The following is a 16,406-nucleotide window of genomic DNA, read 5'->3' as shown; positions in this document are numbered from 1 at the left end:
GCTCAGGCGCGGGTTCAGCCGTCGAGCAGGCCGAGCTCCGCGAAGGCCGCCGCCACGCCGCCGGCATCCGGCGTCGCCGCGACGTGGTCGGCGAGGTCGAGCAGCGCGGGGTCCGAGCCCTCGATGGCGACGCTCACGCCCGCGTAGGCGAGCATCTCGAGGTCGTTCGGGCCGTCGCCGAACGCGACCACCTGCTCGCGCGCGAGACCCAGCCGCTCGACCACGGCCGCGATGCCCACGGCCTTGTGCACGTCCGCGAGGAACATCTCGCCGGCGCCCGGCCCCAGGTCCGGGATCGAGCTGGGGATCACCGCGACCTCGGGGCCCACGAGCGCGGCGATCTCCGGCAGCGGCGCCTCGGCGTGGAAGCTCGTGATCTTGCCGAAGGCCACCGAGCCGAGGTCCTCGGTGGGCCGGAGCGCGTCGGTCACGTCGCGTCGTCCCTGCTCCTCGGCCTGCGAGTGGACGCTACGGCGCGGCAGGTACGCCGACATCGCCTCGATGGTCGCCGGGCGCGCGTGGGTCGCGTCGGGCGCCTCGAGGAAGTACATCGCGCCGTGCGCGTCGAGGATCTCGATCGCACGGGCCGCGAGGCCGGCGGGGAAGCGGGTGTCGAGGAGCACCTCGTCGCCGAGGACCGCGTAGGCGCCGGCGCCGGCGATGAAGCCGTCGAAGCCTGCCGCGGTGATGTGGTCGGGCAGGAGCGACACCGGCCGTCCCGTGCACAGCAGCACGAGGTGGCCGGCGCGTCGGGCCGCGCGGACGGCCTCCGCGTGCGCCTCCGGCACCCGGCCATGGTGGGCGTAGGTGCCGTCCACGTCGAGGAAGATCGCGCGGCGGGACGATGCGCTGGTGGTCTCCGTCACGCGGACCAGCCTACGGGTGGCGCGGCGGCGCCCGAGCCGTCCTCGTCGTCGCCGAGGAGCCACGGAGGGACATCACGATTCGGTCACGGGCAGGATTGCCGGTTGCGTTGTCGAACCGGTTCGCTATATCGTCGTCGACGTTGAATCGAACCGGTTCGACAGTCTCGTTCGACGAAGAAGGAGCACAGCCTCGATGGTGACCATCGGCGATGTCGCGAAGGCCGCGGGAGTCTCCCGCAGCACCGCCTCGTACGCGCTCAGCGGCAAGCGGACCATCTCCCCGGCGGTGGTCCAGCGCGTCCTCGACGCGGTCGACGAGCTCGGCTACATCCCGAACGCGGGGGCACGCGCGCTCGCCACGTCGCACACCAAGGTGATCGGGCTCCTCGGACGCTTCCTCGACGACGAGTTCGCCCCCGCGATGCTCCAGTACATCCTCGGCGTCACCAACCGGGCGCGCGAGCTCGGCTACGACACGCTGCTCGTGTCCGAGGAGGACGGCGTGCACGCGCTCCAGCGCCTGTCGTCGTCGCGCATGGTGGACGGGTTCGTCCTCCTCAACGTCGCCGAGCGCGACAGCCGCCTCGAGATCCTGCGCCACGCGATGCAGCCTGGCGCCACCGTGGGTCTTCCCGCCGAGTGCGACGGCGTCGACGTGTTCGACCTCGACTTCATCGAGAGCGGCCGGCTCATGGTCCAGACCATGCACGACGCCGGCCACCGCGAGCTCATCCTCGTCTCGCAGCCGGTCCACGTGGTCGAGCGAGGCGGCGCCTACGTGTGGCGCCTCGCCGACGGCGCCCGGGAGCGGGCGGCCGAGCTCGGGATGACCCTGCACCACCACCACGGCGACTCGAGCCAGCCGGGCATCGGCACGGACCTCCACGCGGTCCTCGACCAGCACCCCGGCGCCACCGGCCTGCTGCTCAACAACGAGGCGGCCGCCGCCGCGCTGCCGTCGGTGCTCGCCGCGCGGGGCCTCGCCGCCCCGCGCGACATCTCGGTGATCGGCCGCTACTCGGACGACTTCGCCCGCACCTTCTCGCTTCCGTTCACGGCGATCGACAGCGCCGCGGACGAGCTGGGGCGACGCGCTGTGCAGCAGCTCGTCGCCCGAATCGAGGACGGCCCCGACGGGACCGCGCCTCACCTTGTCGACCTGATCCCACCCACCGTCAACGACCGCGGATCCATCGCCGCACCACCATCCCTACGGGGCTGACTCACCCGACCCTTCCCCGGGGGTCACCGTTCAAGGAGGAACGCATGAGGAACACCAGCACCAAGGCCGCCGTCGCGTTCGCGACCGCGGCGCTCGCGGCGGGCGCGCTCGCCGGCTGCTCGTCGGACGCCGGCAGCGACGACGCATCGTCCGGCGGCGGCGACGCCGCGACCGGCGGCACCTACACCTGGTGGGACCCGTACCCCCAGCACGAGGACGGCTCGGACTGGGCCAACCGCGTGCAGGCGTGCGGCGACGAGGCCGGCGTGACCATCGAGCGCACCGCTTACGACACCACCGCGCTCACCAACCAGCTGCTGCTCTCGGCGCAGGAGGGCACCGCGCCCGACGTCGTGCTCCTCGACAACCCGGCGGTGTCGACGCTGGCGGACACGGGCGCGATCATCACCATGGACGAGCTCGGCTTCGACACCAGCGCCATCGACGAGAACCTGCTCGCCGCCGGCGTCGTCGACGGCGTGGCGTACGGCATCCCGATCGGCGCCAACACCCTCGCGCTGTACTACAACGCGGAGATCCTCGACGCGGCCGGCGTCGACCCGTCGACGATCACCGACTGGGACTCGCTGAACGCCGCGCTCGAGGCCATCGACGGCGCGGGCAGCCGCGCGATCACCTTCGCGGGCATCGGCACCGAGGAGGGCTCGTTCCAGTTCCTCCCGTGGTTCTGGGGCGCGGGCGCGGACCTCACCGAGCTCAACTCGGCCGCGGGCGTCGAGGCCGTGCAGCTGTGGGTCGACTGGCTCGACAAGGGCTGGGCGCCGCAGTCGGCGATCCAGAACTCGCAGAACACCGCCTGGGAGGAGTTCCTCGACGGCAAGACCGGCTTCGTCGAGAACGGCACGTGGCAGGTGAACTCCGCCGCGGAGGCCGGCTTCGAGACGGGCTACATCACCATCCCGGCCAAGGACGGCGGCGCGGCCCCGGCCCCGACCGGCGGCGAGTTCGTGATGGCGCCCGCGCAGAGCGACACGGCGCGCTACGAGGTGACCACGAAGATCGTCGAGTGCATGACGACGCCCGAGGGCTTCGTCGAGACCGCCGACACCTTCGCGTACTACATCCCGCCGACCGCCGACGGCCAGGCCGCGTTCCTCGAGGAGCACCCCGACCTGTCCGTCTGGGTGGACGCGGTCAAGGCCGCCAAGGGTCGCACGAGCGACAACCTGGGCACCGACTACCCGCTGATCTCCGAGCAGCTGTGGACCGCGGTCCAGGCCGCGATGTCCGGCGCCTCGAGCGCGCAGGACGCGATGGACGCGGCGCAGGACGCCGCTGCCGCCGCGACCGGCGAGTAGCAGCACCCGCACACGGGCGTGGGGCGGGCAGCCGCCCGCCCCACGCCCCGACCCCCCGAGGACCCGCATGACCACCACCATCGGCCGCAGCGCCACCGGCAACGGTTCGCCCGCGCCGAGCGCCGACCGCGCGGGCGCGCACGCCCGCAGGATCCACGGCTCGCCGTGGATCGCCGTCGGCTTCGCCGCCCCGCTCGTGATCTACCTGATCGCCTTCTACGCCTACCCGCTGATCCGCAGCATCGACCTGTCGGTCCACGACTACAACATCCGCGCGTTCGTCCAGGGCGACGCCGAGTTCGTCGGCCTCGAGAACTATGTCGACGTGATCCAGTCGGACCTGTTCCCGACCGCGCTGTGGAACACGTTCGTGTTCGTGGGCGTCTCGATCCTCTTCCAGTACGCGATCGGGCTCGCGCTGGCCGTGTTCTTCCGCAACAGCTTCCGGCTCTCGGGCTTCCTGCGGGCGCTGTTCCTGGTCCCGTGGCTCCTCCCGCTGATCGTGTCCGCGTCCACGTGGGCGTGGATGATGAACTCCGACTCGGGCATCATCAACTCGTTCCTCGGCGCGTTCGGCGTCGAGCCGATCAACTGGATCACGTCGCCCGACACCGCGCTGCTCGCCGTGATCATCGCCAACATCTGGCTGGGCATCCCGTTCAACCTGGTGATCCTGTACTCGGGGCTGCAGAACATCCCCGGCGAGGTCTACGAGGCCGCGTCCCTCGACGGCGCGGGCGCCTGGAAGATCTTCTGGCGCATCACGTTCCCGCTCCTGCGCCCGGTCTCCGCCATCACGATCCTGCTGGGCCTGGTGTACACGCTCAAGGTCGTCGACATCGTCTGGATCATGACCAAGGGCGGGCCGGCGAACAGCTCGCTCACCCTCGCCGTGTGGTCGTACCGCGAGGCGTTCGGCACGGGCCAGCCCGCGTTCTCGCCCGCGTCGGCGATCGGCAACCTGCTCATCGTGATCGCGCTGGTGTTCGGCCTGTTCTACGTCCGTCTGCAGCGTCGAGAGGAGCACTGACATGGCGCTCAACGCCCCTGGCGCCCCGCGCCGCACCTGGTGGAAGACCGCGCTCGGCATCCTCTTCACCGTCCTGATGCTGTTCCCCGTCTACTGGATGGTGAACGTCTCGCTGACGCAGCGCGGCGACCTGCGTAACAACCCGCCGAACCTCCTGCCCCTCGATCCCACCTTCGAGGGCTACCAGGCCGTGTTCGACCAGCAGCTGCCCGCGCTGGGCATCAGCCTCCTCATCGGCTTCGGATGCGTGGTGCTCACGGTGGCGCTCGCGGCGCCCGCCGGCTACGCGATCGCGCTGCTGCGGCTGCGCGGCGGCCGCACGCTGAACTTCATCCTGCTCGTCGCGCAGATGATCCCCGCCGTGGTGATGGCGATGGGCTTCTACGCGATCTACGTCCGGCTCGGGCTGCTCAACTCGATCCCCGGCCTGATCCTCGCGGACTCGACGATCGCCGTGCCGTTCGGCGTGCTGCTGTTCACGGCCTTCATGAGCGGCATCCCGCGCGAGCTGCTGCAGGCGGCCCGCATGGACGGGGCGAGCGCGTGGCGCACGTTCGTGTCCGTGGTGATGCCGATCAGCCGCAACTCCGTGCTCACGGTGTCGCTCTTCGCGTTCCTGTGGGCGTGGTCGGACTTCGTGTTCGCGTCGACGCTGGCGCGCAACGCCGACTTCGTGCCGATCACGCTGAGCATCTACGCCTACATCGGCAACAACACGACGCAGTGGAACGCGATCATGGCGACCGCCGTGGTCGCCTCGATCCCGGCCGCCGTGCTGCTCGTGTTCGCCCAGAGATACGTCGCCGCGGGTGTCACCGCCGGCGCGGTGAAGGACTGAGACGTGACGACGACGACCGTGGGCGGCGCCGCCGCCCCCGTACGACCGACGGCGGGAACCCGGCGCGGCGCCGGCCTCACCGAGGTGGCGTGGGATCCCGACGGCTTCTGGGGCGCCCGGCAGCGCGTCAACGCCGAGCACACCTTCGCCCACTGCATCGCGTGGATGGAGCGCCTCGGGTGGCTCGAGAACTTCGACCGCGTCGGCCGGGGCGAGACGACCGTCGAGCGCGCCGGCTGGCAGTTCGCGGACTCCGAGGTGTACAAGCTGCTCGAGGGCCTCGCGTGGGAGCTCGGGCGGCGGGACGATGCGAGGCTCGCCGAGGCGTACGACGCCCTGGTCGCGCGGATCGCGCCCGCCCAGGACCCCGACGGATATGTCGGCACGGCGTTCGGCCATCCCGGCCTGCCGCCGCGCTACTCCGACATGTCGATGGGGCACGAGCTCTACAACATGGGCCACCTGATGCAGGCGGCGGTCGCGCGCCTGCGCACCAAGGGGGAGGACCCGCTCGTCGCGATGGCGCGTCGGGCCGCCGACCACATCTGCCGCGAGTTCGGCGAGGGCGCGCGCGAGACGCTGTGCGGCCACCCCGAGGTCGAGGTAGCGCTCGCCGAGCTCGGGCGGGCCACCGGCGAGCGTCGCTACGTCGACCAGGCGCGGCTGTTCCTCGAGCGTCGGGGTCACGGCACGCTGGCGGTGCGTCCGCTGCTGTCCGCCGAGTACTTCCAGGACGACACGCCGATCCTCGAGGCCGAGGCGCTCCGCGGGCACGCCGTGCGCGCGCTGTACCTGTCGGCCGGGGCGGTCGACGTCGCCGTCGAGACGGACGACGTCGCGCTGCTTGCCGTCCTCGAGCGCCAGTGGGCGCACACCGTCGAGCGCCGCACCTACATCACCGGGGGCATGGGCTCCCGGCACCAGGACGAGGGCTTCGGCGAGGACTGGGAGCTCCCGCCCGACCGCGCCTACTGCGAGACGTGCGCGGGCGTCGCGTCCGTGATGTTCTCGTGGCGGCTCTACCTGGCCACCGGCGAGGTCCGCTATGTCGACCTCATGGAGCGCACGCTCCACAACGTGGTCGCCACGGCGCCCGACGCGACGGGGACGGCGTTCTTCTACGCGAACCCGCTCCACGAGCGCGTCGCCGGCGCCGAGTATGCGGGCGAGGGCGTGAACATGCGCGCGGAGGGTGGGGTCCGCGCGCCCTGGTTCGACGTGTCGTGCTGCCCCACGAACGTCGCCCGCACCCTCGCCTCCCTGCACTCGTACGCGGCATCGGTCGAGGAACGGACCGTCTCGTTGCTGCTGTACGCGCCGGGCATCGTCGACGTCGCGGTCGACGGCGAGCGGCTGCGGCTGCGCGTCGAGACCGCGTACCCGGACGCGGGCACGGTCGCCGTGACGGTCGAGGAGGCACCCGCGGCCGCCGTCGTGCTGCGGCTGCGCGTGCCCGGATGGTCGCGTGAGGCGACGGTCACCGGGCCCGACGGCGGCGCCGTCGGCGTCGCGCCGGGGTGGTTCGAGGACGGGCGGGTGCTCGCCGCGGGCGACAGGTACGTGCTCGAGCTCGGGGACGAGCCGCGCCTCGTCTGGCCGGACCCGCGCATCGACGCGGTGCGCGGGACCGTCGCGGTCGAGCGTGGGCCGCTCGTGCTGTGCGTGGAGTCGACCGACCTTCCCGCGGGCGTGCGCCTCGAGGACGTGCGGATCGACCCGGATGCCGTGCCGCGCGCGTCGGGTGACGGCGCGGTCGTGTCCGCGACGGTGCGGCCGGCGCTCCCCGACGCGGCAGGGGCGCCGCCGTACCAGGCGACGCGTCCCGTCGACCCGGGCTCCGCATCGTCCGACGTCACCCTGGTGCCCTATCACCGCTGGGGCGAGCGCGCGCCGTCCGAGATGCGCGTCTTCATCCCCGTCGCGGGACGGTGAACGACGGCGGAGGCCGGGCACGGGGATCCGTGCCCGGCCTCCGGCCTGCCGTCGGTGCTAGGCGTCCACGGCCTGCCGGCCCCACAGCGGCACGCCGCCGTCGGACACCACCGTCAGGCCCCAGGTCCACGCGGCCGCGGTCGGGTCCCACACCGGCGCGACGACGCCGGAGTAGGTCGCGTCGACGGTCGTCAGCGTGACCGCCGCATCGTCGCCCAGCTCCCACGTGCCCTCGACGCCGCCGGACACGGTGCCGTCGGCCTCGAGCGTGGCCTCGACCGAGGTGGGCACGAGCGGCGAGATGATCTTGTCGAACAGCACGACCTGGTAGGTGCCCGCCGCCTCGTCCTCGGAGACCGCGGTGAGGCTCTCGCCGGCGTAGCGCGCGGGGGACAGGACGGGCCAGCCGTCGGCGTTCATGTACATCTGGTGCACGCGCACCTCGTGGATCTCCTCGGTGCTCGCGAAGCGCGAGTGGAAGATCAGGAAGGACTCGCCGGTCTCGGGGTCGTCGTACCAGGTGTTGTGGCCGGGGGAGACGTAGCCCTGGTCGCCGCCGATGCCGGGGCCGTCGGCCCACTCGTAGCCGCCGATGACCTTGACGCCGTACGGCTCGATCGACGCGTCGTCGAAGACGGTGCCCGGGGCGCCCATGACGGCGGACATGTCGTTGCCCGCGGCGTCGACGTACGGGCCGTCCGGGTCCTCCGAACGGGCCACGCGGACCTCGTAGCCGCCGGAGGCGTCAAGCCCGCCGAACGACAGGAAGAGGTAGTAGTAGCCGGTCTCCTCGTCGAAGCGGATGTTCGGCGCCTCGATGCGCGAGTGGTTCCCGCCGACCAGGTGCTCGCCGTAGCCCTGGTCCTCCACGGGCAGGCCCGTCTCCTCGTCCATCTCGAGGATGAAGATGCCGCCGGAGTACGAGCCGTAGACCATCCACAGGTCGCCGTCGGCGTCGTAGAAGGCGTCGGGGTCGACCGTGTTGGGATGGATCGTGGCGTCGTAGATCTCGCCGGGGTTCTCCGACTCCTCGTCCCACATCCCGGACCGGAGCAGGATCTCCTGGTTCACGTACGGGCCGGCGACGTCGTCCGCGATCGCGAGCCCGAGCGCCGACCGGGCGGACGAGCCCTCGCATGCGTTGTAGTACATCGCGTAGCGGCCGTCGGGCAGCTCGATCACGTCCGCGGCCCACAGGGTGTCGGACTGCGCCCAGGCGAAGGTCTCCGCGAGCTCGGCGCGGATGTCGTCGAACAGGCCGGCGGCGTCCGCGTCGGAGACGCTCATGGTGTTCTGCGTCCAGCTCATGAGGTCGGTGGTGTGCGCGGAGGCGGCGTGCGAGCCGAACACCCAGACGTCCTCGCCGGAGGTGACCACCGAGGGGTCGTGGACGGTGACCTCGTCGAAGGTGGGGGCGGGGAGGTCCGGCAGCCCGCCGGACGATGCGCTGCACGCGCTGAGCGCGAGGGTGGCGGTCGCGAGGGTGGCGGCGGCCGCGGCGGCCCGGGTGCGGTTCACGAGGGGTACTCCTGTGCGTCGTTGGACAGAGCGGGCGGCGCGAGCGCCGACGTGGACGCGACAGTACAACGTTGTAAATCTGTGGGTCAAACCGGTGGCCGCCCGCGTCTCGTGGCCGCGCATCGTCCCCGGACGCGACGGAGCGGGGGCGCATCGGGGTGGCGCCCCCGCTCCTGGGGTGGGAGAGGATCAGCCGGCGGCGAGCGCGGCGACCTCCTCGGGGGTCAGCGCGGACGTCCACATCGCGAGCTCGTCGATGTCACCCTGGAACGGGGTGTCCCAGTAGTTGACGCCGAGCGCGAAGATGGCGGACGGGCTGGTGAGCACGTCGGTGAACGCGGGGTTCGCGCCCACGTCGGTGCCGTTCACGTAGAGCGTGACCTGGCCCGCGTCGACCGAGAACGCGAGGTGCGTCCACTCGTCGACCGGGATCAGCTGCGACGTGACGCCGTCGTACCAGGCAGCGCCATCGTTCGACCACAGCATCGTCTCGCCGTTCCAGCCCTGCGGGACCACGCTGAGCCACTGGTTTGAGGCGCTCGCCGCGAAGAACGCGGAGGTGTACGACGTGAGCGCCTCGGGGCGCAGCCACATCGAGACCGCGTACGTGTCGCCCTGGACCAGGCCGTCCGGCAGGCGCACGCCCGCGGTGCCGTCGAGGTGGAGCGCCGAGCCGGACACGCCGTCGGCCACGTAGGAGACCGCGCCGCCCGTGTTGTCCGCACGGTTGCCCGTCACGGTCGGGGTGGCGAGGGCGCCCGCGTTGTCCGCGAGGGTGTCCTCGAACGACCACGCGCCCACCTGCTGGGCCTCGGGGCGGGCCTTCACGATGACGGTGAACGAGACTTTCTTGACCGCGGTGCCGTTGCGCACGGCCGCCGTCAGGGTGACCTGCGCATCGGCCTCGCCGGCGGCCGGGCGGGTGACCTCGCCGGTGGTCGAGACGACCGCCGGGTTCGAGGACCGCCACGTGATGGTGGTGTCGCCGGTGCCGTCCGTCGGCAGCTCGAGGTCCGAGACCACCGCGGAGGTGTCGCCGAGGTCGAGGTCCGCGACGACGGCGTCGACCGCCGCCTTGCCGGTGAGCACCTCGACCTGACGGCCCCACATCGACAGACCGCGCTTGGACTGCACGGTGAGGCCCACGGTCCACTCCTCGGTGGCGGGGTCCCACACGCGGGCGAACACGCCCGTGAACGTGCCCTTCGGCGTGTACAACGTCGCCCGCTTCTCGCCCGCGCGCTCCCAGCGTCCCTTGAGGTCGCCGGTGATGCGGCCGTTGGCGTTGAGGGTGATGCTCAGCGGCGCGGTGGTGTCCGCGGTGATGGCGTCGGTGAACTTGACGACCTCCCACGTGCCCACGATCTCGCGGGCCTTGACCCAGCTGTTCCTCTCACCCGCGTAGCGCTGCGGGGCGACCACGGGCCAGCCGTCTGCGTTCATGTACATGCGGTTGACGCGGACGTTGTGCATCTCGCCCGTCCCGGGGAAGCGCGAGTGGAGGACGATGTAGGACGCACCGGTGTCGGGGTCGTCGTACCAGGACGTGTGGCCGGGCGAGACGTACCCGGTGCCCAGGCCGGTGCCGGGGTCGCCGACCTCGCGCGGGAACAGGTAGCCGTCCATGATCTTCACGCCGGAGGACTGGATCGACACGTCGTCGAACAGCGTGCCCTCGGCGCCCTTCACCGTCGACATGTCGGTGCCCTTGGCGTCGACGTAGGGGCCGTCGGGGCTGGTCGAGCGCGCGACGCGGACCTCGTAGCCGCCGGTGGCGTCGAGCCCGCCGTACGACAGGAAGAGGTAGTAGTAGCCGGTCTTCCTGTCATAGCGGATCGTGGGCGCCTCGATGCGGGCGTGGTTTCCGCCGACGAGGTGCTTGCCATAGCCCTGGTCGGGAAGCGGCAGGCCGGTCGCGGGGTCCATCTGCAGGATGAAGATGCCGCCGGAGTACGAGCCGTAGACCATCCACAGGTTGCCCTCGGCGTCGTAGAAGGCGTCGGGGTCGACGGTGTTGGGGTGGATCGTCGCGTCGTAGATCTCACCGGGGTTCTCCGACTCCTCGTCCCACATGCCGGACTTGAGGATGATCCCGAGGTCCTCGTAGGGGCCGTCGACGTCGTCGGACACCGCGACGCCCAGCGCCGAGCGCGGGGAGTCGCCCTTGCAGGCGTTGTAGTAGAGGTAGTACTTGCCGTCGGCCAGCTGGATGACATCCGAGGCCCACAGGGTGCTGGTCTGGGCCCACTCGAAGGCCTCGGCGAGCTCCTCGTGCACGTCGTCGAACAGCGGGTTGTCGGCATCCTGGCTGAGGTCGACCGAGTTCTGGGTCCAGTGCATGAGGTCCGTCGTGTACGCGGACGCTCCGTGCGAGCCGAAGACCCAGATGTCGTCGCCCGAGGTGACGATCGAGGGGTCGTGGACGGTGACGTCGTCGAAGGACGGCGTCGGGGTGGTGGTGCCGCCCCAGGCCGGGGCGGCGGCTGCCGTGGTCGCCGTGATTGCGGCGGTAGCGGCGATCGCCCCGAGGGTGAGGCGGGTGGTGCGGCTGCGGGCCACATCATCTCCTGTTCATCGTTGGACAGAGACTGCTGCGAGGTCGTCCGTGACCTCGCCGCCGTGACTCTACAACGATGTACATGCGCGCGCAATCGCGACCCTGGCGCGGGCCTGGGGGGCGTCCCGCCTGGTGTGCGGGCGTCCACGGCGGGGCGCCGCGCGCGGTGCTTCACTGGTGGGGGAGGTGGCGATGGACGCCTGGAAGGTGCGTGACGGGACGCTGCGCCAGGAGTCCGTGCCGGACCCCGTCCCCGCCGCCGACGAGCTGCTCGTGCGCGTCGACGCGTGCGGGGTGTGCCGCACCGACCTGCACGTCGTCGACGGCGACCTGCCCGTGCATCGTCCCGCCGTGGTCCCGGGTCACCAGGTGGTCGGCACGGTGGTGGGAGCGGGCGAGGCCGTGCGGTCCATCGACGAGGGTGAGCGCGTGGGCGTCGCGTGGCTGAACCGGACCTGCGGGACGTGCCGGTGGTGCCGCGCGGGGCGCGAGAACCTCTGCCCGGAGGCGTCGTTCACCGGCTGGGACCACGATGGCGGCTACGCGGAGCTCCTGACCGTCCCGGCGGCCTACGCGTACCCGCTGCCGCGCGACGAGGAGGCGCTCGACCTCGCGCCGCTCCTGTGCGCGGGCATCATCGGCTACCGGGCGCTGCGGCGCGCCAACCTGCCGCCCGGCGGCGTGCTCGGCATCTACGGCTTCGGCTCGAGCGCCTCGATCACGGCGCAGCTGGCCAAGGCCGCCGGCGCGACCGTCGTCGCGATCACGCGCGGCGAGCGCAACCAGGCGCTCGCGCGGGAGCTCGAGGTCGACTTCGTGGGCGGGGAGGACGCCGTGCCGCCCGCGCCTCTCGACTCGGCGATCGTGTTCGCCCCCGTGGGCGCGATCCTCGCCCGGGCGCTCGACGCGACGACGCGCGGCGGCACCGTGGTCTCCGCGGGCATCCACATGTCGCCCATCCCGGAGATCGACTACGACCGCTCGCTGTTCTACGAGCGCGACCTGCGCTCGGTCACGGCGAATACCAGGGCCGACGGCGCCGAGTTCCTCGCCCTCGCGCGCAACCTGCGCCTCGCGCCGGCCGTCACCACGTACGGGTTCGACGGGGTGGACGATGCCTTGAGGGACCTGCGCGCGGGCCGCGCCCGGGGCTCGCTCGTGGTCCGCATGGGCTGACGCGCCGCGTGCCCCGCCGGGCCCGCGTGCGCCCCCTTCAACCGGACATGCCTGTCCGGTAGAGTCGGGTGACGGAACCGGACAACGATGTCCGGTCGTGACCCGAAGGGGAGACGCATGACCGAGTGGGACGAGGAGGTCGACCTCCTGGTGGCCGGCACGGGTGCGGCGGCGATGTCCGCCGCGATCGCGGCGGCGGACGACGGGCTCGAGGTGCTGGTCGTGGAGGGCTCCGACAAGTGGGGCGGATCGACCGCGATGAGCGGCGGCGGCTGCTGGCTGCCCACGCATCCGGGGATGAAGGAGATCGGGGTCGGCGACTCCGAGGAGAAGGTGCTCGCGTACCTCGACGCGTGCGTCGGCACGCCCGAGGAGGTGGGGCCCGCATCGTCCCTCGAGCGGCGCCAGGCATTCGTCCGCACGGCGCCCGTGGTGCACGGGTGGCTCGAGGACCATGGCCTCGTGTGGAAGACCGCGAAGCGGTACCCGGACTACTACCCGGACCTGCCCGGAGGCATCGCGGGCGGCCGGACGGTGGAGCCGGCGCCCTTCAACGTCAAGGACCTGGGCGACTGGTACGGGAGCGCGCGCGAGACGCTGCCGCCGGGGCTGCCGCTGTTCGCGGGCGACACCTACCTGCTCGCCCGCGCATGGTCGACGCCCAGCGGGTTCGTGGGCGGGGCCAACCTCGTGTTCCGCGCGCTCGGCGGACTCGTCACCGGCAGGCGGCTGACGGGGCTCGGCATGTCCCTCGCGGCGCGGCTCATGTACATCGCGAAGGTCCAGCAGCGCACCGAGGTGCGCCTGAAGACGCCGGTCGTGGACCTGGTCGTCGAGGACGGCGTGTGCGTCGGCGCGGTCGTCGCCGGCCCGGGCGGCGAGCGTCGCATCCGCGCGCGCGTGGGCGTCCACCTGGGCGCGGGCGGCTTCGACCACAACGCCGAGTGGCGCGCGACGTACCAGGGCCTCGACTCGGAGGCGTCGTCGGGCAACCCCGCGAACCTGGGCGGCGCGATCGAGGTCGCGATGCGCCACGGCGCGGACGTGGCGCTCATGGACGACGCGTGGTGGGGGCCCTCGGTGGCGCCCACGAGCAAGGGCGGGCCCACGTTCATCGTGTCCGAGCGGTCCATGCCGTTCTCGATGGTCGTGGACCAGGAGGGCAGCCGCTACGTCAACGAGTCCACGTCGTACGTCGACTTCGGCCACGCGATGCTCGAGCGGGGCCTCGAGCGCACGAACCACAGCTGGATGGTCCTCGACGTCCGTCACCGTCGTCGCTACCTCAACAACGCATTCCTGCAGGGGAAGAAGACGTTCTTCGAGGAGGGCGTCGCGGTCGAGGCGGACACGCTCGAGGAGCTGGCCGAGAAGATGGGCGTCGACAAGGCGACGTTCAAGCGGACGGTGCAGCGCTTCAACGCGTTCGCGCGCAACGGCGTCGACGAGGACTTCGGGCGCGGCCACGACGCGTACGACAACTACTACGGTGACCCGACCCACGGACCCAACCCGAACCTCGGGGAGATCGCCAAGGGGCCGTTCGTCGCGCTCAAGATCGTCCTCGGCGACCTGGGCACGAAGGGCGGCCTCCTCACGGACGAGCACTCCCGCGTGCTCGACACGGACGGCGCCGTCATCGACGGCCTGTACGCGGCGGGCAACTGCTCGGCGTCCGTGGTGGGGCGCACGTATCCGGGAGCCGGCTCGACCCTGGGCCCGGCGCTCGTGTTCGGGTACCTCGCGGGCCGTCACGCGGTCGCGCGGGCCGCCGAGCTGGCGGTCGAGAGCGCGGTGGACCGCGCCGTGGGCGAGCCCGCGGAGCACGCGTCCGGCGCATGAGCGGCGGGGTGGGGCCGCGGCGGGCGCCGGGGCCCCACCCCTCGTCGCGGGCCCCGCACCTCGCGGGAGCCCCGTGCCACCGGCGCGCGCGGCCGCCCGGTCCGAAGGGTCTAGGGTCGATGGACGTGAGATATGCAGCGATCGGCGACAGCTTCACGGAGGGGGTCGGGGACCCGCAGCCCGACGGGGGAGTGCGGGGATGGGCGGACCTGGTCGCGCTCGGCCTCGCCGAGGCGCACGGGTCCGTCGAGTACGCGAACCTCGCGATCCGCGGACGCCTCATCGAGCCCATCGCGACCGTCCAGTGCGACGCGGCCCTCGCGCTCGAGCCGCGGCCCGACGTGATGACCTTCAACGGCAGCGGCAACGACATGATGCGGCCCGGCTGGGACATGGCGCGGATCGAGGCGCTGACCCGCCGCGTGGTCGACCGCACCGCCGAGGCCGGGGTCTCCCTCGTGATCCTGTCGGGCCCCGACCCGACCGAGCGCCTGCCGCGCGGCCGCTCCTTCGCGGACCGCGCCGACGAGCTCATGACGACCGTCGACCGGCTCGAGGCCGAGTACGACCACGTCACGTTCGTCGACAACTACCGCGACCCCGAGATGCGCCGCGCCGCCTACTGGGACGCCGACCGGCTCCACCTCAACCCGCTCGGCCACGCCCGCGTCGCGGCGCGCGTGCTCGCGGCGATGGGCGTCGAGACGGACCTCCCGGTCGCGCCCGCGGGCGACCCGGGCCGCCCCGGCGTGCTCGCCGAGGCGGCGTACGTGGGGCGCTACGTGCTGCCGTGGATCGGGCGGCGCCTCACCGGGCGCTCCTCGGGCGACGGCCGCGTGCCGAAGCACCCCACCTGGACCACGGTGGAGGCGCCCGCCGCCTGAGCCTCGCCCCTCGGACGGGGCGGGAGGCGCATCGGCCGCACGGTAGCGTGGCGCCATGGCGACCCCCGAGTTCATCCTCGACCTGCGGTCCAAGATCGGCACGGACCTCCTGTGGCTCCCCGGGGTGACGGCGGTCGTGCTGCGCCCCTCGCCCGAGCGTCCGGACGTGCGCCAGGTGCTCATGGTCCGCCGCGCGGACAACGGCGCGTGGACACCGGTCACCGGGATCGTGGACCCCGGCGAGGAGCCGGCCGTGGCGGGCGCGCGGGAGTGCCTCGAGGAGGCCGACGTCGTCGCCGAGCCCGAGGCCCTCGTGTGGGTGCACTCGCTGCCCGAGATGCGCTACGAGAACGGCGACCGGTCGCAGTACCTCGACCTCACCTTCCGCTTCCGCTACGTCAGCGGCGAGCCGTTCCCCGCCGACGGAGAGAACCTCGAGGCCCGCTGGTTCGAGGAGGACGCGCTGCCCGAGATGTCCGACGAGATGGCCAACCGCGTCGCCGCAGGCCTCGCGCCGGGGGACGTCTGCCGCTGGACCTTCTAGCGGCCGGGTCGCGCGCATCGGCCCTGGTGGGCCCCGCGCGGCGCGGGTAGCGTGGCCGCATGGCGACGCCCGACTACATCCTCGAGCTGCGGGCGAAGGTGGGGCACGACCCGCTGTGGCTCATGAGCGCGACCGCGGTCGTGGTGCGCCCGTCGGCCGCGCGTCCGGGCGTCCGCGAGGTGCTGCTCGCGCACCGGTCCGACTTCCTCACCTGGGCGGCCGTGGGCGGCATCATCGACCCGGGGGAGCAGCCCGCGATCGCCGCGGCGCGCGAGCTGCTCGAGGAGACCGGCGTCGTCGCGGAGCCCGAGACCCTGGCGTGGGTCCACGTGCAGGATCCGGCCGTGTATCCCAACGGCGACCACGTGCAGTTCCTCGATCTCACGTTCCGCTTCCGGTGGGTCAGCGGCGAGCCCTACCCGGCCGACGGCGAGAACCTCGAGGCCCGCTGGTTCGACGAGGACCGCCTGCCGCCGCTGAGCGACGAGATGACCGGTCGCGTGGGCCACGCGCTCGCGGCAGGCGAGGTCACGCGCTTCGAGGCCTGAGCCGGCCCGCACCCACCCCATGCTGACCCCGACCTGCTGCGGGGAAGTGGCGGACGGTTTCGCGAGGTTCTCGACTCCTGCGACGCTTCTATGTCTGTCAAGCGGTGGGGTTGGTGAGGAGTCGGTAGAC

At 72.2% G+C, this 16,406-nt stretch carries 13 protein-coding genes; 10 read left to right on the top strand and 3 right to left on the bottom strand.

Going from position 1 to position 16,406, the window contains the following annotated elements:
* Window positions 1–14: 14 nt before the first annotated feature.
* Window positions 15–866, bottom strand: coding sequence for an HAD hydrolase family protein (locus AOM02_RS12580; RefSeq protein ID WP_062299760.1), 852 nt, complete (start codon window positions 864–866; stop codon window positions 15–17).
* On the opposite strand from AOM02_RS12580, the gene AOM02_RS12575 reads away from it, so the two are divergent.
* The 5 genes from AOM02_RS12575 to AOM02_RS12555 all read left to right on the top strand — a co-directional run bounded on the left by AOM02_RS12575 (window position 808) and on the right by AOM02_RS12555 (window position 7,207).
* Window positions 808–2,088, top strand: a complete 1,281-nt coding sequence (locus tag AOM02_RS12575) for a LacI family DNA-binding transcriptional regulator (RefSeq protein WP_500778323.1) — start codon at window positions 808–810, stop codon at window positions 2,086–2,088. The genes AOM02_RS12580 and AOM02_RS12575 overlap by 59 nt on opposite strands.
* Window positions 2,089–2,132: 44 nt before the next feature.
* Window positions 2,133–3,407, top strand: a complete 1,275-nt coding sequence (locus AOM02_RS12570) for a sugar ABC transporter substrate-binding protein (RefSeq protein ID WP_062299755.1) — start codon at window positions 2,133–2,135, stop codon at window positions 3,405–3,407.
* A gap of 67 nt (window positions 3,408–3,474) precedes the next feature.
* Window positions 3,475–4,437: a carbohydrate ABC transporter permease gene (locus AOM02_RS12565; protein WP_062299751.1), complete on the top strand. Its 963-nt coding sequence runs from the start codon at window positions 3,475–3,477 to the stop codon at window positions 4,435–4,437.
* 1 nt (window position 4,438) lies between these two features.
* The gene (locus tag AOM02_RS12560; RefSeq protein WP_062299747.1) at window positions 4,439–5,275 is read left to right on the top strand and encodes a carbohydrate ABC transporter permease; all 837 of its coding nucleotides are present in this window, start codon (window positions 4,439–4,441) and stop codon (window positions 5,273–5,275) included.
* A 3-nt stretch (window positions 5,276–5,278) separates the two neighbouring features.
* Complete coding sequence (locus tag AOM02_RS12555; protein WP_062299744.1) at window positions 5,279–7,207, top strand: glycoside hydrolase family 127 protein; 1,929 nt, start codon at window positions 5,279–5,281, stop codon at window positions 7,205–7,207.
* A gap of 57 nt (window positions 7,208–7,264) precedes the next feature.
* On the opposite strand, the gene AOM02_RS12550 is transcribed toward AOM02_RS12555, so the two are convergent.
* Both AOM02_RS12550 and AOM02_RS12545 read right to left on the bottom strand, forming a co-directional pair.
* Complete coding sequence (locus AOM02_RS12550; RefSeq protein ID WP_062299742.1) at window positions 7,265–8,725, bottom strand: glycoside hydrolase family 43 protein; 1,461 nt, start codon at window positions 8,723–8,725, stop codon at window positions 7,265–7,267.
* A 189-nt stretch (window positions 8,726–8,914) separates the two neighbouring features.
* On the bottom strand, window positions 8,915–11,284 hold the full coding sequence (locus AOM02_RS12545; protein WP_062299740.1) for a LamG-like jellyroll fold domain-containing protein: 2,370 nt from the start codon (window positions 11,282–11,284) through the stop codon (window positions 8,915–8,917).
* Between the two features lie 190 nt (window positions 11,285–11,474).
* Here AOM02_RS12545 and AOM02_RS12540 point away from each other — a divergent pair, with 190 nt between their 5' ends.
* From AOM02_RS12540 to AOM02_RS12520, 5 genes are all read left to right on the top strand, one after another.
* A complete protein-coding gene (locus tag AOM02_RS12540) occupies window positions 11,475–12,458 on the top strand; it encodes a zinc-dependent alcohol dehydrogenase family protein (RefSeq protein ID WP_062299737.1) in 984 nt (327 codons plus the stop codon).
* A 117-nt stretch (window positions 12,459–12,575) separates the two neighbouring features.
* On the top strand, window positions 12,576–14,300 hold the full coding sequence (locus tag AOM02_RS12535; RefSeq protein WP_082105089.1) for an FAD-binding protein: 1,725 nt from the start codon (window positions 12,576–12,578) through the stop codon (window positions 14,298–14,300).
* A gap of 119 nt (window positions 14,301–14,419) precedes the next feature.
* Window positions 14,420–15,184 carry an SGNH/GDSL hydrolase family protein gene (locus tag AOM02_RS12530; RefSeq protein ID WP_439645408.1) on the top strand — a complete coding sequence of 255 codons (765 nt, stop codon included), beginning with the start codon at window positions 14,420–14,422 and terminating at the stop codon, window positions 15,182–15,184.
* A gap of 55 nt (window positions 15,185–15,239) precedes the next feature.
* A complete protein-coding gene (locus tag AOM02_RS12525; protein ID WP_062299734.1) occupies window positions 15,240–15,728 on the top strand; it encodes an NUDIX hydrolase in 489 nt (162 codons plus the stop codon).
* Between the two features lie 59 nt (window positions 15,729–15,787).
* The gene (locus AOM02_RS12520; RefSeq protein ID WP_062299731.1) at window positions 15,788–16,276 is read left to right on the top strand and encodes an NUDIX hydrolase; all 489 of its coding nucleotides are present in this window, start codon (window positions 15,788–15,790) and stop codon (window positions 16,274–16,276) included.
* The last annotated feature ends 130 nt before the right edge of the window (window positions 16,277–16,406 follow it).

Origin of the sequence: Demequina maris (assembly GCF_000971155.1) — a bacterium.
Lineage (GTDB): Bacteria > Actinomycetota > Actinomycetes > Actinomycetales > Demequinaceae > Demequina > Demequina maris.
This window is presented reverse-complemented; position numbering and strand designations above follow the sequence as displayed.